Source organism: Streptomyces sp. RK9, from assembly GCF_045070545.1.
In the GTDB taxonomy this organism is placed as follows: domain Bacteria; phylum Actinomycetota; class Actinomycetes; order Streptomycetales; family Streptomycetaceae; genus Streptomyces; species Streptomyces alboflavus.
In genome coordinates this window covers 795,440-819,505 of record NZ_CP173703.1, presented here as the reverse complement: position 1 = coordinate 819,505, position 24,066 = coordinate 795,440, and the positions used below count along the sequence as shown (strand labels likewise).

The window sequence follows — 24,066 nt, the reverse complement described above, 5'->3', positions numbered from 1 at the left end:
GGCGGATGACGGAGCAGCCAGGGGACCACTTACGCCGGACAGGGCCCGCATGGAGACTGCTGCAGGACAAGGTCCTCGTGCATACCCGAGCCAGTACCAGAAACGGCACCAACCCGGCACTCTCCACCAGCGAGCACGACGGGATCATCCTCTGCGGCGCCGACGCGCTCCCAGTCATCGGCAGTTTCCACCGCCAGGCACCCGGACGGCGACTCCAACTCGTCGACCCCGACAGCTACAGCGACTACGCCACCGCCGACGCACCTTTCCGGGTAGCAAGCAACAACTGCAGTGGGCAGCAGTCCTTGTTCGAAGAAGACGACACGGAAGAACTCCGCCACAGTCAGCAAGGACAGCTGTCCAACGGTGCCACGGCCAGCCTCACCCCCACGCGCTACATCGGCGCTGGAGACCGTCAGGCGGTAGCCTCCGCCCTCCAGATCGTCCGTGGCCTCGATGCCCAGCAGACCATGCTCACCCTGCCGCTCGACTACAAGTGGCTACGCGAACCAGACGACCTCGACTACCTCATCGCCATGCTCGCCGACCTGCCCCACGTCAAAGCAATCGCCCTGGGGGCTGCAAGAAACCCACTTGCCACCAGAGGCACCGTCACCGCGCTGCGCAAACTGATCACCAGCCTTGAGCGAGTCGCCCTCATCCGTACCGACCTTGCTGGACTCGACGCTTACGCCCATGGAGCCCTGTTCGTCTCGATCGGTATGCAGACTCCGATGCGACACATCCGCACACCCGGCAGTGCAGGGCCACCCCTGCCCAGGACAAGCAACGTCACGACGATGGTGCTGCACCCGCAACTCATGGACTACTTCAGGGCCAACACCCTGCGAGCGCTCTACGGGAGGCTGCCCGGGCCGCTCTGCGACTGCAGCGTCTGCTCAGGCCGCAGCCTGCTCCGCTTCGACCACACCCTCAGCGATCAGGAGGAAGCCAACCGGCACAACATCGCCACCTGGCTGCCCTGGGCTGACCACCTGCAGCGCACCGAACCAGGAGCCGACCGGCGTTCCGCATGGCAACAGCTCTGTCACGACGCACGCGACGCCCACCAGGAACTCCGTGAACACCTCTCCGACCCCGGTGCCCTCGCGACGCCGAGCTGGTTCAAGGTGTGGGCAGGAGATCCCGACTAGCGTCGAGCAACTGCGCATACACCTGCTCGGCGAACAGCCAGCCCGCGGCCGTAGGCACGAACCGACGGGACGACCGAGGTGCCACCATCAGCTCCGGCACCTCCCTGTCAGCCGCACGCACCACACCCAAGCCGTACACGCCGGCCTCGATCGCCATCAGCTCCGAGCCCGTAGCCGGACCATCCAGCCACACCGCCGACACGGTGTACGGACCGAAACGCCCCGCCCGCCGCAAAGCAGCCGCGCTGGGCTTTCGCGTCCGTGTCACTGCCAGATCTACCTCAAGCGGCGCCACCAGACGCCGGACGATGTGCCCGTCACGTTGTTCCACGGAACCTTGCGGGCAACACCGCAGCCGCATCCGCTCCCGCTCCGTCAACGACTCGACCGGCACGGGCAGATCAGCGGGCAGCTGCATCAATGCATCCAGTACGGGCATGTTCAGCAGCGGCGCCACACCTTGCCTGGCACGACGTCTCATCTCCGCTGTGTTCAACCGGACAGCCAGCACAGCTTGCACGCCCCGCGCCTGCACCTCGGCCACCGTTGTCCCCGGCAGCAGCGAGCCGTCTGCCACCACCTCGCAGACCTGCCGCGCACGCGCACCAGCAGACACTAAACCACACATAGCAACCTCGGTATCTCGACTACACGTGGCACGAAATCACGAACACCCATGGGCGTGGCACCTTCACGGAAATCGGCGACACACAAGCCGCAACCCCGCTAAGGCGAAGGGCGTGCGGCGGCCTTCAGGCACAAGTCCGCAAGATGATCGGTGCTCATGTACCGGGGGCGGGGTTCTGGTCCTGCCCTGACCAATCAGCCTCCCTGGCATTTCGGTTGCCGGGGTCACTCTCCAGCTCGTCCATCTCGAGGGCGAGCATCAGCAGCCCGGGACCTGAGAGGACGGCTTGCGTGTGCTTGGCACACGGAGCGCTGCTGAGCGTCAGGTTGGTCCGGTGTTCGCAGCCGTCTTCGACGTACCGGTCGACGGCGCGTGTCACCTTACGGATCTCTGTCACGGACTCTGGGTAGCTGTCTTGGGCGCCTGCGTCGTCGAGCGCGGTCTCGACCGCGTAAACCGCTTCGGTGAGTTTTGTGAGGTGGGCGGTGCAGCCTCGGCTGCCGACGGTCTTGCACACCCTCGGCGTGTCACTCTTGGTGGCTTGTTGAAGCTTCGGAGTCCATTTGGAGGACAGCGAAGCTGTGGAGGGTGTGCTCTTGTTCGGCTTGGATTCCCTTTCGCTGCTCGAGCATCCGGTGAGCAGCAGGACAGCGACTGCGGAAGTGATGATGGTTCGTCTCATGTAGGACCCCTTCGGGCTGTCGAGGGGAAGCTACGTCAGCGCGAGGTCCATTAGGGGGAGTTCCAGGGTTCTGGTGTGGCCACGGCTGACTGTGCGCTAGTCCTTGCGGGCCATGCGGGAGTCTTCCGGGCCGGCTCGGCCGGTCTCACTGATGCGAGGGGCTCTGGTTCTGGCGGTGTCTTTGTCGCGTGGAGCGTAGCGCGCGGTATGCGTTGTGGTGGCTGCCTGACCAGTGCCAATGGTCGTCACCGCTGAGGAGAGACGTTGAGGGGGCGGCCCGAGCAGATGACGTCACCGGGCGTTCCCCTAGCGTGCACTGACAGACAACTTGATGGTCCCTGCGCTGCAACAAGCGTGGCCTGACCTGTCGTTGAGTCGTAGTGCCTGGAGGTTGTGGGCGGGGTAGATAGCCCGGAGCCTCATACGCACCGAGGCTCCGGCACACCGCCGGACCCGTCCCCACGTGACCCCCGGGAGAGACCCCTCATGGCCCCCTTCACCCGTCGCAGAGCCCTGGGCACCCTCGGCGCCGCCTTCGCGACCGCGGTCGCCGCGCCCCAACTCGCCCACGCCGCCGACGGCCCCCCGGCCAAGAGCCGGCCCGCCGCCGAGCCCGCCGGTACGGCCCGCCACCCGCGCCCCCGCCCCCTCGCCCAGGCCCACGCGCACAACGACTACGAACACCCGCGCCCCCTCCTGGACGCCCTCGACCATCGCTTCACCAGCGTCGAGGCCGACATCTTCCTCGTCGGCGGCAAGCTCCTGGTCGCCCACGACCCGGAGGACCTGGACCCGAACCGCACCCTGGAATCGCTCTACCTCGACCCGCTGGCGGCCCGCGTCCGCAAGAACCACGGTTCGGTGTACCGGCGTTGGCACGGGGAGTTCCAGCTCCTCGTCGACATCAAGACCGAGGGCGCGTCGACGTACCGCGAACTGGACCTGCGTCTGCGCCGCTACCGGCATCTGTTCACCACGTACGCGCACGGCAAGGTCCGCCGCTCCGCCGTCACCGCCGTGATCTCCGGCGACCGCGCGGCCCGGGCGCCGATGGAGGCCCAGCGGGTCCGGCGCGCCTTCTACGACGGCCGTCTCGCCGACCTCGGCGGCGCGGCGCCCGCCTCGTTCATCCCGCTCATCAGCGACAACTGGTCGCTCAACTTCACCTGGCAGGGCGTCGGTCCGATCCCGCCCGCCGAGCGGCAGAAGCTGCGGGGCATCGTCTCCACCGCCCACAAGCGCGGGCAGCGCGTCCGCTTCTGGGCCACCCCCGACCTGGCGGGACCGCAGCGCGAGGCGGTGTGGGGCGAACTGCTCGCCGCCGGTGTCGACCACCTCAACACCGACGACCTCGCCGGGCTCCAGCGGTTCCTGGACGCGCGCGGAAGGTAACGGCCCCGCACCCGCTCGCCCGCGGAACCACCCGTCCGGCGGACACGCATCTCACTCGGACAAACCCTCCGCTACGCCACACTTGCCGCCGAAAGCAGTGATTCCGGCGTGGCGGAGGAGGTCCGTGATGGCCGTTTCGATTTCCGTGGGGCTGCTGCTCCTGATCCTGGCCGTGGTCGTCCTGCGCCACGGCCGGATGAAGGTGTCGCACGCCGTGATCTGTGGCCTGCTCGGCTTCTATCTCGCGAGCACCAGCGTGGCGCCCACGATCCACAACGGCATGAACGCGACGGCGGACATCGTCAGCGGTATTCATCCCTGACGGCCCCGGCGCTGAGGGTTCCGGCCCTGAGGCCTCCCTCTCTGATGTCTCCGGCCCTGACGTCTCCGGTCGCCGGGCTTCGCGCCGCGGCCCGCTCCGGCGTGATCGTTTCGGCCGCGTGAACAACTCCCGCACGTACATGGACACTTCACGGGGTCGGCCCTAGCTTCGGGCCATGCCACGCCTTACCCGAAGTAACCGCGGCCGGGCCCTCGCGCTGTGCCTCACCCTGACGGCGGCCGTCCTGCCGGTCCTCACCGTCCCGGCGCACGCCGACGAGATCCCCAACGCCCCCGGCCACCGGCTCGTCGCCCCGTACACCGGGCAGCCCGCCACGGCCCGCCCCGTCCCCGGCGACCCGCCGCCGCAGCACCCCCACCTCGCCGCCAACGGCCGCAGCGGCATGCACGCCGACGCCGCGGGCAGCGGCACCTACCCCTGGAACGGACCCCTCGGCCACCAACCGCGGGTGACCAGCGAGAAGATGGCGGCGCTCGGCGGTGAGTGCGCGACCGTCACCTTCGACAAGGACGGGCGGATCGTCACCGTCTGCGGCACGTTCTCCGGCTTCCTCGTGAAGCTGCTCGACCCCGGGACCCTGCGCACCCTCGCCGAGTACAAGCTGCCGCAGCGCCCCTCCACCATCGAGGCCATCACCCGGCTCGACTTCTCGAAGATCTTCAAGGACACCTCCGGCGGCGCCTACTCCTACCTCGACGACAAGGACCGGCTCGTCCTCGCCGACTCCCGCCAGCACATCGTCCGGCTCGCGCACGAGCAGGCGCCCGACGGCAGCTGGCGGTTCGTCGTCGAGAAGGACTGGGACCTGACCGCGCACGTCCCGCACGACTGCGTGTCGTGGACCAACCTGTACCCGAGCGGCACCTGCGACCCGGTCACCTCCGTCATGCCCGACTGGGACGGCCGGATCTGGTGGGTGACCCGGCAGGGCCGCGTCGGCACCGTCGACCCCGACAGCGGCGCGATCCGCTCCGTGCGGCTCGGCGGCGAGGAGATCCAGAACTCGTTCTCCGTCGCCGAGGACGGCGTGTCGATCGTCTCCGACCACGCCCTGTACAGCTTCGAGGCGGCCGCCGACGGCACCCCGAAGGTCCTCTGGCGCCGGACCTACGACCGCGGCACCGGCACCAAACCCGGCTCGGTGAACCAGGGTTCGGGCACCACGCCCGACCTCTTCGGCACCGACGAGGACTACGTGGCCATCACCGACAACGCCGACGACCGCATGCACGTCCTCGTCTACCGCCGCGACCCCGACGTGCCGGAGGAGCGCCGACTGGTCTGCGAGGTCCCCGTGTTCGGATCCGGCGCTTCGACCACCGACAACTCCCTGATCAGCCACGGGAACAGCCTCGTCGTCGAGAACAACTACGGCTACGAGAACATCACCTCGCTCACCTTCGGCCGCAGCGTCGTCGGCGGCGTCAGCCGCGTCGACGTGCGTGCGGACGGCAGCGGCTGCGACACCGTGTGGGAGAGCCCCGTGCGTTCGCCGTCCACCGTTCCCAAGCTGTCGACCACGAACGGGCTGCTGTACTTCTACACGAAGGAGCCCCACCGCCTCGGCATCGACGCCTGGTACCTGACCGCCGTCGACTTCCGCACCGGCGAGCCCCGCTGGAAGCGGCTCACCGGCACGGGCGTCGCGTACGACAACAACTGGGCGCCCGTGACGCTCGGCCCGGACGGCACGGCGTACGTGGGCGTGTTCAACGGGCTCGTGGCGGTGCGGGACGGGTCACCGTGACCGGGCGGAGCCCCGCACCCGTACCGGCCTAGCCGCGGGAGAACACCGCGATGCCGTTGGGGACCGGGCGTTCCGCGCCGCCGCTCGGATGGTTGCGCACCGAGACCGCGGGCGCGCCCGGCTCCCGCGCGGCCAGCGTGCTGGAGCCGCCGCCGTCCAGGCTGAAGCCGTCGTCGGCGCCGAGGGCGCGCAAGGAGGCGGCGACCTCGGCGATCGTCAGACCGGCGCGGAACTCGGGGCCGCCGTCCAGGGCGACGAGGTAGAGCCGCCTGCCGTCGGCGGAGACGCCCGCCGAGGTGCGCACGGCCGCGACCCGGTCGTCGAGTCCGGGCAGCGGCGCGCCGTCGCGAAGGAGCGGGTAGCCGCCGAGCGCGAAGCTGTACGGGACGCGTGACGTCGCCGCGACCAGGCGGTGGCGCACCCGCACCGGGTCGCCCGGCGACAGCTTGCGCAGCTCCTGCGCGCCCGCCTCGCGGCCGACGAGGACCGTGGTGCCCTCGGCGATGGGGCCGCGGCCAGGGGTGTCGGCCCGGTCCACGACCCGGCCGTGACGCACCGTCACCTCGTAGGTGTCGGTGCTGCACGGCGCGCCCCGGTCGGTGTCGGTGCCGCAGGTGGCCCGCACGCGGGAGGTCTGGCCCCAGGCGCTGGTGAACGCGCCGACGGAACCCTCCGCCAGGGCGTACTGGTTGAGGCCGCGCAGCGGCAGCCGGCCCGACGGGGTGCGGATGGTGCCGTCCAGGGCCATGCGGTCGAGGCGTGCCCTGCGGTCGATGCCCACGCCCAGGACGTCCTCGGTGGTGGTGCCGGGCGGCAGCGCGGGGCCGAAGCGCTGGCCGTTCGGCACCGCGGCCTTGAGGTCCCGGCCGGACGCGACGGCGGGTCCGACGGGCGCGCCGGTCGCCTCGACGCCGGGGTGCTGGGTCTCCGTGATGTTGAAGAAGTCGCCGTTGACGCCCGCGACGGCGCCGGCGGTGTCGGACATCGCGGACACGGTCTGCCGGGCGCCGACCGCGCCGGGGTGGAGCAGGCCGAGGCGGACCCGCGGATCGCGCAGGTCCACCTCCAGGACGTGCGCGTGGGCCGGGCCGCGCGGGGTCGGGATGTCGAAGTCCCGGTACTCCACACCGGGCGCGACCCGCGTGCTCGCCGCCGCGCCGCCGCCGGAAGCGCCGCTGGCCGGTGCCGCCCCCGTGAGGGCGGCACCGGCCAGTGTGGTCAGGACGGTCAGAACGGCGAAGGGGCCTCTTCGGGCCGCCCATCGCCGGGTGCCGGTTCTGCGCCGGCCACTACGTCGCGTACACCGTGTCACAGGTCCCCCTCGTCTCGGACGGGCTGCCAACTGTCCCAGTGGCAGGAGGAGTTGACCAGACGGCGATGGCTACGTCCCGACGAGCCGGGAACGGATCAGGAAACGCACGCCTTCGGGCGCCTCCAGGGAGAAGCCGCTGCCCCGGCCCTCCACGACGTCGACGATGAGCCGGGTGTGGCTCCACACCTCGAACTGGCTCTTGGACATCCAGAACCGTACTGGCTCCGCCACCCCCGCCACGTCCAGCGACGCGAGCAGGACGTCGGAGTCACCCGTGCGGAACTCACCGTCGGGGTAGCACATCGGCGCGCTGCCGTCGCAGCAGCCGCCGGACTGATGGAACATCAGCGGGCCGTGGGCCGCCCGCAGCCGCCGCAGCAGATCGGCGGCGGCAGCGGTGAGTTCCACGCGCGGGGTCTCGGCCATGGGCGATCGCACTCCTCCGGACGGCGGACGGCGGACGGCGCACCGTGACGGCGCGGCCGGTCCAGTCAACGCGGCCGGACGTTGCGAGGAGGTTGCGACGGTCGCGGGAGGCATGCGTGGAGCGGGTACGAGGCACGGGTGAGGCGGGCGACCCTCAGGCGGGCAGCCCTCAGGCCGGCGGCCCTCAGGCGGGCAGCCCCCAGGCGGGCGACCCCCAGGCCGCCCGCCCCAGATGCCGGTACGTCAGCCGATCGGCTCGCGCATGTCCTCGCGCACCCGGAGCGTCGTCTCCGCGAGCTTGTCGAGGTCGATCTCGTCGGGGTCCTGCGTCGCGCTCTCGGGGGTGACCAGGCCCACGGCCGCGCCGGTGTTGTCGTCGGCCCAGGCGCACAGCGGGACGTTGCTCGTCCCGCCGTTCTGCGACGACTTGAGCACCTGGCAGCGCACGGTGAGGTCGGAGCCCTTGGGGGTGATGTCCCGCGCGGGGACGGCGACCGAGGCGCCGTCCGCGTCGGCCGAGCCCTCCATCAGGTCCTTGCGCGCCTCGCCGGGATCCTTGAAGCGCCCGTACATCCCGGAGACCACGAGCGCGTTCCGTGAGAACGTGCCCCTGCCGTTGAACTGGCCGACGACCGCCTTCGGGTCCCGGACGTTGGAGCGGTTCTTGTTCTCCTCGACCACCTTCCGGCCCGCCGTGTCGGAGAGGTCCTGCGCGAGCTTGTAGGTCCCGTTGAGCAGCGTGCCCGGCATCCGCAGCCGGTACTTCGCCTCCGGGAACCCGGCGTCCGTGCTGCTGCCGATCAAGGCGAGCGCGACGAGGATCACGATGACGGCGCCCACGACGCCCCCGACGATGCCGAGGACCTTGCCGGTGCGACGCCCGCCCTGTGGCGGTCCGCCGTACTGCCCGCCCCAGGGCGCGGGCCCGGGCGCAGCAGGACAGGGCGCGTACTGGCCCTGGGGCGGGGCCTGTCCCGGGTGCTGCGGCGGGGCGTACGGCGACGGCGGGGGCTGCTGCCCGTAGGGGGCCTGAGCTGGGCCGAAGCCCTGCGGGGGCGGTGGTGGCGGCGTGGACATGCCGACACGCTACGTCAGACTTGTGACGGTACGGCAACCGGCCCGGCGGTGTCCGTCCCGTGTGCCAGGCCGTCATCATGCGCAGCAGCGCCGGGCTGACCTCGGCGTGCGGGTACGAGGACGGCGACCGGGACGGCGCGAGCTGGTGCCGGCTCTCCATGCCCCTCACGTCAGGCACGGTCGGCGGCCGGGCGGAAGGCGGGAGGGTGGGTGCGGTGCTCCCACCCTGATCGGTCGGTCGTGGACAGGGGGCGACACCCTTGGGCCCCGATGGGCACAAGGTGCGTGCTGTTGCTGTCATATGCCGGGGCGCGGTGCGGCCGGACGGCAGGCTGCGCGGCATGGGCGTACAGAATGTGCACACGGCTCTCACGGCGCTGGGAGCGGCCTTCTCGGGGGTGGCGGCGCTCGCCGCCGTCATGGTGGCGCGCTGGCAGACGGTGTTCGGGCGGCGCGTCGCCCTGGAGTCGGTGGGCTCGCAGGCCGCCGTGGAGCGGGAGTTGCGGCTCGAGGCGCAGCGGTGCGAGGCCTGGACGGTGTTCCTGCGCGCCTCGGACGCTTTCGCCGACGTGGTGTGGCGGCTCGGGGAGATAGAGGCGCGGTCCCGTGCGGAGGTGCTGCGGTCCAGGAGCGAGGCGCTGACGGAGGCGTGTGCGGGGCTGCGGGTGCTCGGTCCCGAGTGCGTCGTGCGGCACGCGGAGGCGGTGCGGGAGCGGTGCGCGCGCATGGAGCGGTACGCCGCCCGGCGGGCCGTCGTGCGGTCCGCGCTGCGCGCCCTGGAGCGACGCTGGTGTCCGGGCAACGCCGAGTGGTGCGAGGACGACGCCCACGGCTGCGCGTTCGTCGCCCACGACATGCTGGAGCGCTGGGGCGACCGCGACGGGGACGAGCGCCCCGACGACCTGGACTTCCTGGAGTACCTGATCCGGGGGAGCGGCGTCCTGGCGGACGACGGCGCGCCGGTGGAGAGCGGCGTCCTGACGGAGGACGACCTGCGGCGGCTGCTCGCCGTCGCGGGCAACCCCGTGTCCTGGGACCACCTGGCCGCCGAGGACCGCTGGCTGCGGCCGCGGACCGGGTTCGACGAGGAGCGGGGCGCGTTCGTCGCGGCGGTGCGGGACTTCCTCGCGGACGGCGGGCGGGCGGGGGCGGGGCGGGCGCCCGCGTAGCCGGCGGCGTTCTAGGCTTCCACCCGGCCCCGGCCCCGACGTTCAGGCCGGCCCGACCCCGCCCTCGACCTCAGGAGCGCACCCCGTGTTCGACGCCGTACCGGAGAACCCCTACCCCGACGGCCTCCGCGCCGACGAGGCACCCGCGCCGCACGCGCTGCTCACGCCGGTCCTCGGGCTCCTCGGCACCTGGCGCGGCCGGGGCCAGGGCACCTACCCGACGCTCGACGCCGACTTCACGTACGCGCAGGAGGTCACCTTCAGCCACGACGGGCGGCCCTTCCTCCGCTACGAGGCGCGGGCCTGGCTCGTCGACGGCGACGACGTGCCGCTGCGGCCCTCGGCGCGCGAGAGCGGCTGGTGGCGGCTGCAGCCCGACGGCAGGGTGGAGGCTCTGATCACCCAGCCGACGGGCATCGCGGAGATCTCCGTGGGCCACGCGGCCGACGGCGCCGTCGACCTCAGCACCCACGAAGTGGCCCGTACCCCCACCGCCAAGGAGGTCGACGCCACCCGCCGCCGCTACACCCTGGCCGACGGCACACTCACGTTCGTCCACGACCTCGCGGCCGTCGGACAGCCGTTGCAGCACCATCTGCGGGCGCTGCTGCGACGCGAGAAGCGCGAGCGATAGGACGCGCGCGCCGGGCAGGCAGGACCGGCCTGCCCGGCGCGGCGGTCCGCCGTCGTCAGCTGCCGTAGCGGAGGGAGATCGTGTCGCCGAGCTTGATCTCCTTGTCGCGCGCGGCGACCGCGGCCGCCGCGCCGTCGACGCTCGCCTTCCAGATCGAACTGCCGCTGTTGGCCTTGCCGTTGAGGGCCGTGATGGTGCCGGTGCCGCTGCCCGGGGTGACGGACGTGACGCAGCCCGCCGGGGTGGCCGACGAGGACGCCGCGTCCAGGACCGCGCCGAGCGTGGTGGTCTTCGCGGTCGGCGTGAAGGCGACGGAGCAGACCTTGAGCGACGTGCCGTCGTCGACGGTCAGGGCCAGGCTGGTCGCGGTGCCCGGCGTGAAGTCGGAGGTGGCGGCCCAGCGGGACGCGCCCGCCGTCGTCGGGGTCGGCGGGGCCGCCATGAAGCCGCCCCCGGCCACGGCTCGCAGGCCGTCGATGGAGGCGTACGCGGACGGCGTGGTGTCGGTCGGCAGGTACTTGAAGCCGCCGGCCGGCTTGAACTGCTGGGCGATGAGGAAGTCCACCGGGGTCTTGCCCGCGGGTGTGAGGAAGTCGCCGGTCTGCGGGTTGATGCCGCACGCGTTCAGGCCGGAGACGGCCCAGCCGTTGGAGTCGGTGTTGGCGCCGAACAGGGCGGCGAAGGCACCGGAGTTGTTGATGAGCTTCGACTTCAGGAAGGCCCGGGCCCTGGTGATGGCGGGGTCGGTCGCGGGCACCCCGGACACGCACAGGGAGGCCATCGCGGCGCCGGTCATGTCGATGTCGCCGGGCGTGGCGAGCGCGTCGGGGTCGCCCTCGGCCTTGCCGAAGTTCCAGCCGCCGTCGTTGTGCTGGTTGGCGCGCACCGTGGCGACGGACCTGTCGAGCAGCGCCTGCGGCACCCGCTTGGCGCCGGACTGGGTCTTGGCGCCGCCGAGCGAGATGAGGGCGAAGACCGTGCCGTTGAAGTTGGACGGCGAACCCCAGTAGCCCGGCGCGGAGTTCTGCCAGTGCCCGTAGGTGTCCGCGATCAGGTTGCGGCTCGCCGAGACGCGGGCCGGGTCGATGCCCGCCGAGTAGGCGTTGATGATGCCGCGTTCGTAGTCGGTGACGACCGGCGACGTGCCCGGCCAGCCCGCCGCCGCGAGGTGCGCGCGGTACACGGTGCGGGCGTTCTTGGAGGTGTCGCCGCCGGGGCTGACGTCGGCGGCCGCCGTGCCCGCCGAGGCGAACGCGGAGAACGCCCACTCGTTGGAGAGGCCCGCGCCGGCGTACGAACCGTCGGCGCCCTGCAGGGATCTGAGATAGCTCACGCCGTTCGTCCTGGACGTGGCTATCTGGCCGGGGGTGGCCGTGGCGGCCGCGGGGAGCGCGGTGAGGACGAGGGCGCCCACCGCGCCGAGTGCGGTGGGTACGGCGAGGAGGGTGCGACGGGCGGCACGGGACGAGGTCATGTCGGGGAGCTCCCGGGGTGAGGGGGCGGCGGCCTCACGTCCCCCCGCGGCCGGTCCCCTGTGCGTGGACCCGAGCCGGACGACACGCGGCCGTCGCCCGAGCGCGTGGGGTCGACGTCCATTGACGCTGGCCGTTCGGGCATTCGGGCTCGGCCCGGCTCCCTGCCGGTCCACACCGCTGCGCGTCAGCTCTGGGTTCGCACCAGATTCCCCCGATCGGCAGCACAGGACGGTACTCGAACCTCACAGAACCCGCACACCCTTGCCACCGCATTCGCAACTGTGCTCTAATTCGGCCGATTCCAAGCTCAGTCATCAGGGGAAGCCGGTCGAAGTCCGGCGCTGACCCGCAACCGTAGGTTCGCCGAGCACCTCAAGTGCCCGGCGGGCGAGCCGGATTACCTGGACTGAGGGCTAGCGATTGACGCCGTCGCGGACTACGGCGTGGTTCGGACGGTTTCTCCACGCGGGCCCCGGCCCCGGGCCTGCCACCACGCGGATTCCGCCGCGGCCGATGCCCAGGGGGCAGTGGTGGGGCAGGGAACCGGACGGGTCCGGAGCATACGCACGAGAGGCGTCGCGCTGTTGTGCGCGGCCGCGACAGCGCTGGGCGGCGGCGTCCTGCTGCTCGGCCCGGCCACTCCCGCCGCGGCCGATCCGATGAGCTCCTGCACCCGCACCAAGGGCGCGGTCGTCGCGGTGGACTTCGCCGACTGGGGCGGCGGCGTGGTGCGCGGCTGCGACGCGACGCCGACGACCGGCTACGACCTGCTGCACGAGGCCGGATTCAGCACCGAGGGCACCGAGCACGACGGGCCCGCGTTCATCTGCCGCCTCGGCCACAAGAGGTTCAACTCCGGTAAGCAGTACCCGACTCCGGGCCAGGAGAAGTGCAGGCTCACTCCGCCCGCCACCGCGTACTGGTCGTACTGGATCGCCCCGCCCGGCCAGGACTACTGGACCTACAGCCCGCTCGGCGCCATGAGCCAGAAGTCGAAGAACGGCTCCGTCGAGGCCTGGGTGTTCGGCGCCACCGACCCCGACGGCACCAGCGGCGGCCCCACGTTCACCCCCGCCCAGGTGCGCGCGGGCGGCCAGACCGACCCCGCTGACAACCCGCCCGACGTCAAGCCCGGCAAGGTCGACCTGAAGGCCGCGGACGCCTGGCTGCGGGGCCGGCTCACCGAGGGCGACCACGTCCGCGACGAGGGCGCCGAGAACGCCAACCTCTACCAGACGGCGAACACCGCCCTCGCCCTCGCGGCCACCAAGGGCCGCAGCACCACGCTCGACCGGATGAAGTCCTACCTCGCGGCGCGCACCGAGGAGTTCGCCTACCCGCAGGGCACGGACAAGGCCCCGAGCCCGCTGGGCGCGGCCCTGCTCGCGCTGCTCGCCGAGAGCACCGAGGGCGACCCGCACTCCTTCGGCGGCCACAACCTGGCCCGTGACCTCGGCAGAAGCGTGTGCACCGCGGGCGGCACCGCCGACTGCGTCGCCAAGGGCGACTTCCCCGGTGTCGGCGACGTGGAGACCCAGGCCCTCGCCGTGCTCGCGCTGCACCGCGCGGGCCGGAAGATCCCCGCCGACGCCGTCGCGCGCGTGGCCGCCCACCAGTGCAAGGACGGCGGCTTCAGCCCGACGCTGATGCGGGACGGCGACACCTGCTCCTACAGCGACCCCGCCACCACCCCGTACGCGACCATCGCCCTCCAGCAGGCGGGCGGCCACGCCGACGCCGTCGCGAAGGCCCGCAAGAACCTGCGCGGCGCCCAACTGCCCACCGGCGCCGTCGCCGCCTACCCGGGCGTGACCACCGGGGACGTCACCGCCACCGGCAGGTCCGCCCAGGCGATGCGGCTCCTCGGCGACACGGTCCGCGCGGACGCCGCCGTGTCCTGGCTGTCGCGGCAGCAGACGAAGTCCGGCGGCTTCGGCTCCGACGAGGGCGCCACCGACCCGGCGATCTTCCCGACCTGGGCCGCCGCGCTCGCGGGCGCGCGCACCAGCCTGGCGTCGCTCACCACCAAGCGCCCCGACCAGACCAAGCCGCCCGTCGACCCGACGAAGCCGCCCGTCGACCCCACCGACCCCTCCGACCCGGACCCGGTGAAGCCGCCGACCTCCGGTGTGCGGCCGCCGTGGCGCGCCGGTGAGGGCCCCGACCTGAAGAAGGGCACCGCCTACCTCACGGCGGGCTCCCGGCTGAAGAAGGGCCACTACTACGAGAACGTCGCGGGGACCGGCTTCGCCGACTACGGCCTGACCATCGACGGCGCCTACGCCCTCGCGGCCACGGGCACGAACAACAACAAGCTGCGCGGCATCGTCGACTTCCTCGACGGGGAGGGCAAGGACGCCAGCTCCGGGCGGCGCACCGTCAACGACTGGACGGGCGTGGGCACCTCGCACGCGGCCGGCGGCTCCATCGGCAAGGTCGCCGTGCTCGCCCAGGCCGTCGGCAGGAACCCGCGCGACTTCGCCGGGCACGACCTGATCGCGGCACTCGGCAAGGCCGTCTGCAAGAAGAAGAGCCAGGGCGCCGACCGCAGCTGCGCGGCCAAGGGCGCCTACCGGTACGCCCCTTCGGTGTTCTCGCAGTCCCTCGCCGTCATCGCCCAGCTGCGCGCGGGCGAGAAGCGCGCGGCCGCGGCCCCCGTCACGTACCTGCGGAGCCTGCAGAAGTCGTCCGGCGCCTGGCCGAGCCTCATCCCGCCGACCGGTGACTCCGAGGTGGACTCCACCGCCATGGCCGCGATGGCTCTGGACCTGGCCGGTGACACCCGCTCCGAGAAGGCCGTCACCAAGGGCCTGAAGTGGATCGCGTCCCAGCAGCTCCGCAGCGGTGGGTTCCCCGGCGCGTCCGGCGACTCCGTCAACTCCGCGGCCCTCGCGGTCCAGGGCCTCTCCCTGGACGCCCCGAAGTACACGACCCAGATCAAGAAGGCCCGCAAGTTCCTGGCCAAGCAGCAGAACGGGGACGGCGGCTTCAACGTGGCGGCCGGCGGGCAGCGCGGCTCCGACGTCCGCGCCTCGACGCAGGCGCTCGGCGGCGCGATCGGCACCTCGTTCGGCACGCTCGTACGCGACCTGGACGGGACCCGGCCGCAGCCGCCGGGCGCGTCGTCGGACGAACCCTCGGGGGCTCCCGGCGACGGCGGCACCGACGTCGACATCGTCACCCCCGGAGGCGGCCCAGGAGACGGCTCCGCCGCGGGGGACACCCCGACCGGACCGCTCGCCTCGACCGGCGCGCAGGTGACGGGCCTCGCCCTCGCCGCCGTCGTCCTGTGCCTCGCGGGCTGGCGCACCCTCGTCGTCGCCCGCCGCCGCGGCGGCCTCGCGGGAGGCAGCCGGTGATCCGCCGCTTCCTGCGCTCCGCCCTGAGCGCGGCGGGCGCCCTCGCCCTGGCCGCGGGCGTGCTCGCCGCCGGTACGGGCCAGGCCGCCGCCGCGCCCCGGCCCATCGGGCAGTGCACCACCCGGTCGGGTGCGGTGCTCGCCGTCGACTTCAGCGACTGGGGCGGGCCGATCCTGCGCTCCTGCGGCACCACGCCCACCACCGGCTACGAACTGCTCAACCAGGGCGGCTGGCGCACCACCGGCACCGGCCACGACGGCCCCGCGTTCATCTGCCGGATCGGCTACAGCGGTTACAAGGGCGGCAAGCAGTTCCCGACGCCCGCGCAGGACGACTGCGTCCTCACGCCGCCCGCCACCGCCTACTGGTCGTACTGGCACGCCGACCCCGGCGCGAACACCTGGGAGTACAGCCAGCTCGGCGCCATGCTCTACAAGCCCAAGCCGGGCAGCGTCGACCTGTGGATCTTCGGCGGCACCAACATCGAGGGCACCAAGGGCCGTCCGACGGTCAGCCCGAATCAGCTGCGTGCCCGCAACACCCGCCCCGTCGGCGGCAAGGCCCCCGCCCCGCACCAGACGAAGACCGCGAAGCCCCTGCCGCCCGGCGTCGACACCGGCCCCGCCCCCGAGCGACCCGTCACGGAGAAGCCCGCACCCGAGCCGAAGAAGGACGAGACGGGCAAGAAGGACGAGACGGACAAGAAGAAGGCGAAGCCGAAGCGCAAGGAGTCGCCGTCGCCCTCCGCCACCGAGAAGCCCTCGCCGTCGGCGGGTTCCCGCGGCGCGAAGGCCGCGCCCAGCCCCTCCGCCAAGGTCGTCGACGCCGCCCCGGCCGCCGACGCCGACCACGACGCGGGCTCGTACGTACCGGCCGCCCTCACCGGCGCCCTGGTCCTCCTTGTCGGCGGCGCGGGCGCGTACGCGGCCAAGCGCCGCCGCCGTACGGAGTAGGGGTGCGCCGCCGTCACCCCACCGCACGTCCGCCCGCGCTCGGTGTCCTGCCGGGCGCGGACGAGCGCCGGCTGCCGCGCACCCTGCACCCGCTGGCCTGGTGGGTGTGGGCGCTCGCGCTCGCCACCGCCGTGAGCCGCACCAACAACCCGCTGCTGCTGTTCCTCGTCCTCGCCGTGCTCGGCTACGTGATCGGCATGCGCCGCACCGAGGCGCCGTGGGCGCGCGGCTTCACGTACTACCTGTACCTGGCGCTCACCGTCGTCGCGATCCGCGTCCTGTTCCGTGCGGTCTTCGCCACCGGCATCACGCCCCACGACCACTTCCTGTTCTCCCTGCCGCACATCCCCACCCCCGACTGGTACGCGGGCATCCAACTCGGCGGCCCCGTCTCCCTCGAAGCCGTGCTTTCGGCCGCCATCGACGGGCTGCGGCTCGCCTGCATGCTGTGCTGCATCGGGGCCGCGAACACCCTCGCCAACCCCAAGCGGGCGCTGCGCGTCCTGCCCGGCGCGCTGTACGAACTCGGCGTCGCCGTCACCGTGTCGATCAGCGTCGCCCCGCAACTCGTGCAGAGCGTGCAGCGCGTGCACCGCGCCCGGCGCCTGCGCGCGGGCCGCACCAAGGGGCTGCGGGCCCTGCGGGGCGTCGTCGTGCCCGTCCTGGAGGACGCCCTGGAGCGTTCGCTGCGCCTGGCCGCGGCCATGGACTCGCGCGGCTACGGCAGGGCGGGCAGCGCCACGAAGGCGTCCCGGCGGCTGACCGGGGCGCTGATGCTGCTCGGCATGTGCGGCCTGTGCGCCGGTGCGTACGGACTGCTCGACGCCTCCACGCCCGCGTTCCTCGGGCTGCCCGCGCTCGCGGCCGGGGCGGTCCTGTGCGTGGCGGGGCTGCGGCTCGGCGGGCGGCGCGTCACCCGGACCGCGTACCGGCCCGACCCGTGGCGGTTCGAGGAGTGGGCCGTCGCCGCCTGCGGTGTCCTCTCCGCCGTGCTCCTGTTCGCGGGCGCGGGCTTCGACGCGGCCGAACTCAACCCGTCCCTCTACCCGTTGAGCTGGCCCACGCTGCCCCTGGTCCCGACGGTCGCGATCCTGCTCGCGGGCGCCGCCGGATTCCTCGCGCCCCCGCCGCTGCCCACCACCGCCCCGCAGGCCGCCCCGCGCGTCCCCGCCCGGCGACCCGAGAAAGCCACCGCCAAGTGATCAACTTCGACCACGTCGGCGTCCAGTACGACGACACCGTCGCACCCGTGCTGACCGACGTCGACCTCACCGTCGAGGAGGGCGAACTCTGCCTCGTCGTCGGCCACACCGGCGTCGGCAAGTCCACCCTCCTCGGCGCGGTCAACGGACTTGTCCCGCACTTCACCGGCGGCACCCTGTACGGGACGGTGACCGTGGACGGCCGCGACACCGCGGGACACCCGCCGCGGGAGCTCGCCGACGTCGTGGGCGTGGTGGGCCAGGACCCCCTCGACGGCTTCGTCACCGACACCGTGGAGGAGGAACTCGCCTACGCCATGGAGCAGTTGGCGGTCCCGCCCACCACCATGCGCAAGCGCGTCGAGGAGACCCTCGACCTGCTCGGCCTCGCCGACCTGCGCCACCGCGCGCTGCACGAACTGTCCGGCGGCCAGCAGCAGCGCGTCGCGATCGGCTCCGTCCTGACCGCCCACCCGCGCGTCCTGGTCCTCGACGAGCCCACCTCCGCCCTCGACCCGACCGCCGCCGAGGAGGTCCTCGCGGCGATCACCCGGCTCGTGCACGACCTCGGCGTCACCGTCCTGCTCGCCGAACACCGCCTGGAGCGGGTCGTGCAGTACGCCGACCGCGTCCTGCACCTGCCGGGCGACGGCCGGGTGGTCTCCGGGCCGCCCGCCGAGATCTTCCGTACGACCACGATCGCCCCGCCGGTGGTGGAGCTCGGCCGTCGCGCCGACTGGACGCCGCTGCCCCTGTCGGTCCGCGACGCGCGCCGCGCCGCCGCCCCGCTGCGCACCCGCCTCGCCGGGGCGCCCGTCCCCGCCGTCCGGCCCCCGGCGCCGGCGGCCGGATGGCCCCGGCTCCTCGACGCGCGGGGCGTCAGCGTCCGCTACCGGGGCCAGGCGCTGCCCGCCGTCCGTGAGGCCGACGTGGAGCTGCGCGGCGGCGAGACCACCGCCCTGATGGGCCGCAACGGCTCCGGCAAGTCGTCGTTGCTGTGGGCGCTCCAGGGGTCGGGGACGCGGACGGGCGGGACGGTGCGGGTGGTGCCGTTCGGGGCGGACCCCGGCAGGGAGAGGGGTTCCCGCGTCCCGGGCCCCGGCAGGGAGAGCGGCTCCCGCGACCCCGGACCCGGCAAGGAGGACGGCTCCCGTGACTCGGGCGCCGTCGCCGCCACCGAGGCCCGGCGCCTCGTCGGCCTCGTCCCGCAGACCCCGACGGACCTGCTCTACCTGGAGAGCGTGCGGCAGGAACTCGACCAGGCGGACGCCGAGTCGGCGGTCGCGGACGGCCCCGGCGCCCGCGCGATCCTGGACCGCCTCGCCCCCGGCATCGACGGCGCCACCCATCCCCGCGACCTGTCCGAGGGCCAGAAACTCGCCCTGGTCCTCGCGATCCAGCTGTCCGCCGCGCCCGGCGTGGTCCTCCTGGACGAGCCGACGCGCGGCCTCGACTACCGCGCCAAGGCGCAACTCACTGCGATCCTGGACGAGTTGGCGGCAGAAGGGCGGGCGGTCGTGGTGTCCACGCACGACGTGGAGTTCGTCGCGAGGACCGCCGACCGGGTCGTCGTGATGGCCGAGGGCGAGATCGTCGCCGACGGCCCGGCCGCCGAAGTCGTCGTGGCCTCACCGGTGTTCGCGCCGCAGGTGGCCAAGGTGCTCGCGCCGCTGCCGTATCTGACGGTGGAACAGGTGTCGGCGGCGCTGACGGTGGCCGAGGCAGCGGTGGACGGGGCGACGACGGACGAGGTGGCGACGGACGAGACGGCTACGGCCTCCGCGTCGCAGCACGCCCCGAAGGCCACCGCCCGCACGAAGGCCGAAGCGGGTGGCGACCGGTGAAGGGGCGCGCTCAGCCCCGCACCACCGCGATCCGGATCACCCCCCGCGCCGGAGTGGTCATCGCGATGGCCGCGTTCCTCGGCGTGGTCGCCTTCTTCTGGCCGTTCGTGGTCGCCCCCGGCACCTTCGGCTCGACGTACGCGCCCCTGCTCATCTTCGGCGTGCTGCTCGTCCTCGTCCTGTGCGTGGTGATCTCGGAGATCGCCGAGGGCGGCATCAACTCCAAGGCGCTCGCGATGCTCGGCGTGCTCTCCGCCGTGAACGCGGCGATCCGGCCCCTCGGCGCGGGCACGGCCGGGATCGAGACGGTCTTCTTCATCCTCGTGCTCGCCGGGCGCGTGTACGGTCCCGGCTTCGGCTTCACCCTCGGCTGCACCTCGCTGTTCGCCTCGGCGCTCATCACGGGCGGGGTCGGGCCGTGGATGCCGTACCAGATGTTCGGCTGCGCCTTCGTGGGCATGCTCGCGGGGCTGCTCCCACGGGCCGCCGGGCGTCTTGAGGTGCTGATGCTCGCGGTGTACGGATCGCTGTCCGGGTATCTCTTCGGGTTCCTCCTGAACCTGTCCTTCTGGCCCTTCTCCCTCGACCCGAACAGCTCCATCGCCTATCTCCCCGGGCTGCCCTTCACCGAGCAGTGGCAGCGCTACATCGCCTTCGACCTGGCGACGTCCCTGGGCTGGGACACCGGGCGGGCGGTGACGAACTTCGTGTGCGTGCTGCTCGCGGGACCCGCCGTGCTCACCGTCTTCCGGCGCGCCGCCCGCAAGGCCCGCTTCCAGGCGCCGGTGCGCTTCGCCCCGGCCCCGCGCCCGGCGGCGGACGGGGCGGACGGGACGCCCGGCGGCCCCTGAACGTACGGTCGGGGCATGCGCATCGTCTCCCTGCTCCCCGCGGCCACCGACATCGTCGCCGAACTCGGCCTGCTCGACGATCTCGTGGGCCGCACGCACGAGTGCGACTGGCCGCCCGCCCGGGTGGCCGCCGTGCCCGTGGTCACCGCGGCCGGGTTCTCCTCGGACGCGCTCGCCAGCCGGGAGATCTCCGCGGCCGTCGGCGGCGGCCCGCACAACGGCTCCTCGCTCTACACCCTCGACGTCGCGGCCCTGTCCCGGCTCGCCCCCGACGTGGTGCTCACCCAGGACCTGTGCGACGTGTGCGCGGTGTCGTACGAGAGCGTGCGCGACGCCGTCCGTGTCCTCGGCGGCCCCGACGTCTCCGCCGGCGAAGGGCCCCGGGTGCTCAGTCTGGAGCCGCGGCTCCTGGACGACGTCCTGGACTGCGTCGTGCGCGTGGGGGAGCTCCTGGGCGTCGGCGCGGTCGCGCGTGAACGCCGCGAGGAGCTGCGGCGGCGGCTCGCGGCGGTGCGGGCGCTGACACGCGGGCGCCCCCGGCCGCGTACCGTCGCCATCGAGTGGCTCGACCCGCTGTGGCCCGCGGGGCACTGGGTTCCCGAACAGATCGACTGCGCCGGAGGGGAACCGCTCCTCGCGGCTCCGGGCGAGCACACCCGGCCCATGGACTGGGCGGCCGTGCGCGCCGCCCGGCCGGACGTCGTGCTCGTCCTTCCCTGCGGGTTCAGCCCGGAGCGCACCCTGCGGGAACGCGCGCTCCTGGAGGCGCTGCCGGGCTGGGCGGAGCTGCCCGCCGTACGGGAGGGGCGCGTCTGGGTCCTGGACGGCCCGGCGTACTTCAACCGCCCTGGGCCGCGCGTCGTGCGGGGCGCGGAGGTGCTCGCCCACGTGCTGCACGGTGTGACGGCGGGGGAGCCGGTCACCGAGGAGGAAGCCCGGTTGCTGCGCTGAAGGCCGCCTTCCGGAGCGCGTGCGGGACGGCTGGGTCCTCAGGATCGGCGCACAACCATTGGCCACGGTTGCGGGTCAAGTGACATGAAGCAGCGGTGAATTCCGCCGGACATCCGCCCGAAGGGCAGTCGTCCGTCCGCCCGGACCTTCACCCAGCCGACCTCCGAGCGAAGGAACCACAGGAAGCCCTATGTCGCGAGCAAGCCGTCGTGTACGACTCACCGCACCTCTGATCGCCACGTTCCTGCTGACGGGCGGGTTCACCGCCTGGTCCCTCGGGCAGGGCCAGGCCGAGGCCGCCGCCCCCACCGCCAAGAAGGCCGCCGCCAAGGCCTCCGACGACTTCAACGGCGACGGATACGCCGATCTGGTGGTCGGCGCCCCCGGCGCCACCGTCTCCGGCAAGAAGAAGGCCGGGTACGTCGCGGTGACGTACGGCACCAAGAACGGCCTCGACCCGGCCCAGAAGAAGATCATCAGCCGCTCGACCAGCGGTGTCCCCGGCGCCGCCGCCACCAAGCAGGAGTTCGGCCGGTCCTTCACCAAGGGCGACCTCGACGGCGACGGCTTCAGCGACCTGGTCATCGGCTCCGGCGGCCAGGCCGGCAGCGCGGGCGCGGTGGTCCTGTGGGGCTCCAAGTCCGGCCTGACCGGCGGCACGAAGATCGCCACGTACGGGTTCCGCCCGCAGGCGGGTGACTTCGACGGCGACGGCAAGACCGACCTGGCCCTGTTCGCCGGAGTCGCCTACCACGGCGACGACCCGGTCGGCCAGAAGGCGAACCTGTGGAAGGGCCCGCTCACCCGCACCGGCACGCCCGCGGGCACCCTCGACTTCATGGAGAAGTCGCAGTGGTGGAGCTACGACGACGACGAGCGCCCGAGCCCCGCCTGCATCCAGAACCCCGACGTCTGCGTGGACGGCCCCCGCTCCGTCAAGGGCCCGGTCGTCCCCCAGGCCGTCGGCGACATCAACGGCGACGGCCGCGCCGACATCGCCGTGAACGACTACTACGGCGACGGCTCGTGGGGCAACCGCGTCCTCTACGGCAGCCCGAAGGGCTTCACCCGGGGCGACGCCGCCGGCTCGCGCGGCGCCCTCGCGGTCGGCGACATCAACGGCGACAAGTACGACGACGTGGTGTCCTCCGAGCTGTACGACGAGGAGAACAAGGTCACGGTCGCCTACGGCTCCGCGAACGGCCTGAAGGGCACCGTCCAGACGTTCGACCAGAACCTGCCCGGCGTGCCCGGCGCCGAGGAGGAGGGCGACCAGTTCGGCGACTCCCTCGCCGTGGGCGATGTCACCGGCGACGGCTACGCCGACGTCGCGGTCGGCGCCCCCGGCGAGGACGTGGGCAGCGTCACCGACGCGGGCTCGGTCGTCCTCGTGCGCGGCAGCGCCGCCGGTGTGACCGGCACCGGCGCGCAGGCCTTCCACCAGAACACGGCGGGCGTCCCCGGGGTCGCCGAGAAGAACGACCAGTTCGGCGCGGCCACCGCCCTCCTCGACGTCAACGGCGACGGCCGCAGCGACCTGGCCGCCTCCTCCGTCCACGAGAACGCCGACGCGGGTGCCCTGTGGTCCCTGCGCGGCACCTCCACGGGCCTGACCGTCACGAACGCCGTGGCCTTCGGCCCCAAGGACCTCGCGGCCCCGTCGGTCGCGGCGCTCTTCGGCAGCGACCTGCGCTGACCCGGCACCCCAGCGGCGGGGGGGGTTCCCCCCCCCCCCGCTGTGCGAACCCTCCCCGCCCCGCCGTCGTTCCTGTCCCGCTCCGCCTAGCGGCCGATCACCGGATAGTGGTCGGACAGGTTGTCGTACGTGTACTCCTTGCCCCAGCTCGACACCGTCCAGGGCGTGGTGGTCTCCTTCACCACGTCGTTGCTCCAGCCCGCGGGGCGGGCGTGGCCCTCGCGGTGCAGGACGTGGTCGAGGTCCTCGCGCGGGTCGTCCGGGTAGCGCTCGGAGGCGATCGAGTTGTCCTTCGTGTCGAAGGAGTACGGGTGGCCGGTGCGGGAGTCCGCGGGGGCGAGCCCGGCGTCGCCGAGCATCGAGGCGTACTCGTCGCTGTGCCGGTCCACGTTGAAGTCGCCCGCCACCAGGACCTGCTCGCCCGCCGGGATCTTCTTGGCGTCGAGGAAGGCGTCGAGCTCCTTGAACTGCGCGGCGCGGGTCTTGGCCGCCTGGCCCGCGGCGCACCCGGGGTCGGTGGACTGGGCGTGGGTGCCGACGACGTGGACCTTGGTGCCGTTCACGTCCAGGACGGTGTAGACGAAGCCCTTGTTGGAGAACCAGTCACCGCCGCACGCGTCCTTGTAGACGTACTGCTCCTTGCGCTGAATCGGCCACTTGCTGAGGACGGTCACCCCGCCGTCCTCGGGGGTCGTCGCGGAGTAGGAGCCGCCGGTGGCGTCCCAGCCGCTCTTGGACCGGCCCATCACCGGGGTCTGGTGCGGGTACTCGGCCTTGGCGTTCGCCTGGAGCGCGTCGGACGCGGAGTTGTCGAAGGCCTCCTGGAGGACGACGACGTCGTTGCCCCGGAAGAACCCGGCGGCCGGGATCGCCTTGGCGCGGTGGTCCTGGCCCCAGTTCGGGTACAGCGTCTTGCTGAACAGGAAGGCGTTGTACGTCAGCACCTTCAGCTGCGGGGTGTCCGCCGCCGACGCGGTGGGGGCGGTGGCCACCAGCGTCGCCGTCGCGGCCAGTGCCACGGCGGTGGCGCCGACCGTGTACGTACGCGGCGTGGAGTGGGGCATGAGGGTTCTCCCTGTGGGGGTGGGGGACCGGGCCGCGAGGGCGACACCGGCGCCGTCATCCAAGGCAGCGCCGGTTACGCCCAGGTGGCCTGCGTGTGTTGATCACT

Annotated in this window: 20 protein-coding genes and 2 riboswitches; of the genes, 13 read left to right on the top strand and 7 right to left on the bottom strand. The window is 72.8% G+C overall.

What is annotated here, in order from left to right; all coding sequences use genetic code 11:
• Nucleotides 1–5: 5 nt before the first annotated feature.
• Nucleotides 6–1,154, top strand: a complete 1,149-nt coding sequence (locus AB6L24_RS03470; RefSeq protein ID WP_405651950.1) for a hypothetical protein — start codon at nt 6–8, stop codon at nt 1,152–1,154.
• Here the strand turns inward: AB6L24_RS03470 and AB6L24_RS03465 are convergent.
• Both AB6L24_RS03465 and AB6L24_RS03460 read right to left on the bottom strand, forming a co-directional pair.
• Nucleotides 1,126–1,734 carry a hypothetical protein gene (locus tag AB6L24_RS03465; RefSeq protein ID WP_405651948.1) on the bottom strand — a complete coding sequence of 203 codons (609 nt, stop codon included), beginning with the start codon at nt 1,732–1,734 and terminating at the stop codon, nt 1,126–1,128. The genes AB6L24_RS03470 and AB6L24_RS03465 overlap by 29 nt on opposite strands.
• Before the next feature lie 202 nt (nt 1,735–1,936).
• Nucleotides 1,937–2,464, bottom strand: coding sequence for a hypothetical protein (locus tag AB6L24_RS03460; RefSeq protein ID WP_405651946.1), 528 nt, complete (start codon nt 2,462–2,464; stop codon nt 1,937–1,939).
• Nucleotides 2,465–2,950: 486 nt separating this feature from the next.
• Here AB6L24_RS03460 and AB6L24_RS03455 point away from each other — a divergent pair, with 486 nt between their 5' ends.
• The 3 genes from AB6L24_RS03455 to AB6L24_RS03445 all read left to right on the top strand — a co-directional run bounded on the left by AB6L24_RS03455 (nt 2,951) and on the right by AB6L24_RS03445 (nt 5,946).
• The gene (locus tag AB6L24_RS03455) at nt 2,951–3,856 is read left to right on the top strand and encodes a phosphatidylinositol-specific phospholipase C/glycerophosphodiester phosphodiesterase family protein (RefSeq protein ID WP_405651944.1); all 906 of its coding nucleotides are present in this window, start codon (nt 2,951–2,953) and stop codon (nt 3,854–3,856) included.
• A gap of 127 nt (nt 3,857–3,983) precedes the next feature.
• The gene (locus tag AB6L24_RS03450) at nt 3,984–4,178 is read left to right on the top strand and encodes a hypothetical protein (protein ID WP_031192322.1); all 195 of its coding nucleotides are present in this window, start codon (nt 3,984–3,986) and stop codon (nt 4,176–4,178) included.
• 175 nt (nt 4,179–4,353) lie between these two features.
• Nucleotides 4,354–5,946, top strand: a complete 1,593-nt coding sequence (locus tag AB6L24_RS03445) for a hypothetical protein (protein WP_405651941.1) — start codon at nt 4,354–4,356, stop codon at nt 5,944–5,946.
• 28 nt (nt 5,947–5,974) lie between these two features.
• Here AB6L24_RS03445 and AB6L24_RS03440 read toward each other — a convergent pair whose 3' ends face one another.
• From AB6L24_RS03440 to AB6L24_RS03430, 3 genes are all read right to left on the bottom strand, one after another.
• The gene (locus tag AB6L24_RS03440) at nt 5,975–7,258 is read right to left on the bottom strand and encodes a phosphodiester glycosidase family protein (protein WP_405651939.1); all 1,284 of its coding nucleotides are present in this window, start codon (nt 7,256–7,258) and stop codon (nt 5,975–5,977) included.
• A 69-nt stretch (nt 7,259–7,327) separates the two neighbouring features.
• Entirely contained in the window at nt 7,328–7,684 is a 357-nt protein-coding gene (locus AB6L24_RS03435) for a DUF779 domain-containing protein (protein ID WP_087886898.1), read from the bottom strand.
• Between the two features lie 243 nt (nt 7,685–7,927).
• Nucleotides 7,928–8,761: a hypothetical protein gene (locus AB6L24_RS03430; RefSeq protein WP_405651937.1), complete on the bottom strand. Its 834-nt coding sequence runs from the start codon at nt 8,759–8,761 to the stop codon at nt 7,928–7,930.
• Between the two features lie 341 nt (nt 8,762–9,102).
• Between AB6L24_RS03430 and AB6L24_RS03425 the strand changes: the two genes are divergently transcribed.
• Together AB6L24_RS03425 and AB6L24_RS03420 are read left to right on the top strand one after the other, a co-directional pair.
• Nucleotides 9,103–9,930 (top strand): hypothetical protein, encoded by an 828-nt coding sequence (locus tag AB6L24_RS03425; protein ID WP_405651934.1) that lies wholly within the window; start codon nt 9,103–9,105, stop codon nt 9,928–9,930.
• Between the two features lie 85 nt (nt 9,931–10,015).
• A complete protein-coding gene (locus AB6L24_RS03420) occupies nt 10,016–10,564 on the top strand; it encodes an FABP family protein (RefSeq protein WP_405651932.1) in 549 nt (182 codons plus the stop codon).
• 55 nt (nt 10,565–10,619) lie between these two features.
• Here the strand turns inward: AB6L24_RS03420 and AB6L24_RS03415 are convergent, their stop codons facing one another.
• Nucleotides 10,620–12,038 carry a hypothetical protein gene (locus AB6L24_RS03415; RefSeq protein ID WP_405651930.1) on the bottom strand — a complete coding sequence of 473 codons (1,419 nt, stop codon included), beginning with the start codon at nt 12,036–12,038 and terminating at the stop codon, nt 10,620–10,622.
• Between the two features lie 137 nt (nt 12,039–12,175).
• Nucleotides 12,176–12,251, bottom strand: a riboswitch (cobalamin riboswitch).
• A gap of 64 nt (nt 12,252–12,315) precedes the next feature.
• Nucleotides 12,316–12,464: riboswitch (cobalamin riboswitch) on the top strand.
• A 234-nt stretch (nt 12,465–12,698) separates the two neighbouring features.
• Between AB6L24_RS03415 and AB6L24_RS03410 the strand changes: the two genes are divergently transcribed.
• The 7 genes from AB6L24_RS03410 (at nt 12,699) to AB6L24_RS03380 (ending at nt 22,895) form a co-directional block, all read left to right on the top strand.
• Nucleotides 12,699–15,398 (top strand): prenyltransferase/squalene oxidase repeat-containing protein, encoded by a 2,700-nt coding sequence (locus AB6L24_RS03410; RefSeq protein WP_405657020.1) that lies wholly within the window; start codon nt 12,699–12,701, stop codon nt 15,396–15,398.
• Nucleotides 15,395–16,351, top strand: coding sequence for a hypothetical protein (locus tag AB6L24_RS03405; RefSeq protein WP_405651928.1), 957 nt, complete (start codon nt 15,395–15,397; stop codon nt 16,349–16,351). Before AB6L24_RS03410 ends, AB6L24_RS03405 begins: the two co-directional genes overlap by 4 nt.
• A 2-nt stretch (nt 16,352–16,353) precedes the next feature.
• Nucleotides 16,354–17,553 carry an energy-coupling factor transporter transmembrane component T gene (locus AB6L24_RS03400; protein ID WP_405651926.1) on the top strand — a complete coding sequence of 400 codons (1,200 nt, stop codon included), beginning with the start codon at nt 16,354–16,356 and terminating at the stop codon, nt 17,551–17,553.
• On the top strand, nt 17,550–19,397 hold the full coding sequence (locus AB6L24_RS03395; protein ID WP_405651924.1) for an ABC transporter ATP-binding protein: 1,848 nt from the start codon (nt 17,550–17,552) through the stop codon (nt 19,395–19,397). The genes AB6L24_RS03400 and AB6L24_RS03395 overlap by 4 nt, the downstream gene beginning before the upstream one ends.
• Before the next feature lie 65 nt (nt 19,398–19,462).
• Nucleotides 19,463–20,248 (top strand): ECF transporter S component, encoded by a 786-nt coding sequence (locus AB6L24_RS03390; protein ID WP_405657018.1) that lies wholly within the window; start codon nt 19,463–19,465, stop codon nt 20,246–20,248.
• A 15-nt stretch (nt 20,249–20,263) separates the two neighbouring features.
• Entirely contained in the window at nt 20,264–21,199 is a 936-nt protein-coding gene (locus AB6L24_RS03385; RefSeq protein WP_405651923.1) for a cobalamin-binding protein, read from the top strand.
• Nucleotides 21,200–21,389: 190 nt separating this feature from the next.
• Nucleotides 21,390–22,895 (top strand): FG-GAP-like repeat-containing protein, encoded by a 1,506-nt coding sequence (locus AB6L24_RS03380; RefSeq protein WP_405651921.1) that lies wholly within the window; start codon nt 21,390–21,392, stop codon nt 22,893–22,895.
• Nucleotides 22,896–22,981: 86 nt separating this feature from the next.
• Here AB6L24_RS03380 and sph read toward each other — a convergent pair whose 3' ends face one another.
• Entirely contained in the window at nt 22,982–23,959 is a 978-nt protein-coding gene (gene sph, locus AB6L24_RS03375) for a sphingomyelin phosphodiesterase (RefSeq protein WP_405651919.1), read from the bottom strand.
• Nucleotides 23,960–24,066: the final 107 nt, after the last annotated feature.

Excerpts from the sequence above, each read along its gene's own strand:
- AB6L24_RS03430 (WP_405651937.1), bottom strand. The coding sequence starts at position 8,761 with ATGTCCACGCCGCCACCACCGCCCCCGCAGGGCTTCGGCCCAGCTCAG.
- AB6L24_RS03455 (WP_405651944.1), top strand. The coding sequence starts at position 2,951 with ATGGCCCCCTTCACCCGTCGCAGAGCCCTGGGCACCCTCGGCGCCGCC.
- sph (WP_405651919.1), bottom strand. The coding sequence starts at position 23,959 with ATGCCCCACTCCACGCCGCGTACGTACACGGTCGGCGCCACCGCCGTG.
- AB6L24_RS03390 (WP_405657018.1), top strand. The coding sequence starts at position 19,463 with ATGGCCGCGTTCCTCGGCGTGGTCGCCTTCTTCTGGCCGTTCGTGGTC.
- AB6L24_RS03385 (WP_405651923.1), top strand. The coding sequence starts at position 20,264 with ATGCGCATCGTCTCCCTGCTCCCCGCGGCCACCGACATCGTCGCCGAA.
- AB6L24_RS03435 (WP_087886898.1), bottom strand. The coding sequence starts at position 7,684 with ATGGCCGAGACCCCGCGCGTGGAACTCACCGCTGCCGCCGCCGATCTG.
- AB6L24_RS03410 (WP_405657020.1), top strand. The coding sequence starts at position 12,699 with ATGAGCTCCTGCACCCGCACCAAGGGCGCGGTCGTCGCGGTGGACTTC.
- AB6L24_RS03470 (WP_405651950.1), top strand. The coding sequence starts at position 6 with ATGACGGAGCAGCCAGGGGACCACTTACGCCGGACAGGGCCCGCATGG.
- AB6L24_RS03415 (WP_405651930.1), bottom strand. The coding sequence starts at position 12,038 with ATGACCTCGTCCCGTGCCGCCCGTCGCACCCTCCTCGCCGTACCCACC.
- AB6L24_RS03450 (WP_031192322.1), top strand. The coding sequence starts at position 3,984 with ATGGCCGTTTCGATTTCCGTGGGGCTGCTGCTCCTGATCCTGGCCGTG.
- AB6L24_RS03380 (WP_405651921.1), top strand. The coding sequence starts at position 21,390 with ATGTCGCGAGCAAGCCGTCGTGTACGACTCACCGCACCTCTGATCGCC.
- AB6L24_RS03445 (WP_405651941.1), top strand. The coding sequence starts at position 4,354 with ATGCCACGCCTTACCCGAAGTAACCGCGGCCGGGCCCTCGCGCTGTGC.
- AB6L24_RS03460 (WP_405651946.1), bottom strand. The coding sequence starts at position 2,464 with ATGAGACGAACCATCATCACTTCCGCAGTCGCTGTCCTGCTGCTCACC.
- AB6L24_RS03425 (WP_405651934.1), top strand. The coding sequence starts at position 9,103 with ATGGGCGTACAGAATGTGCACACGGCTCTCACGGCGCTGGGAGCGGCC.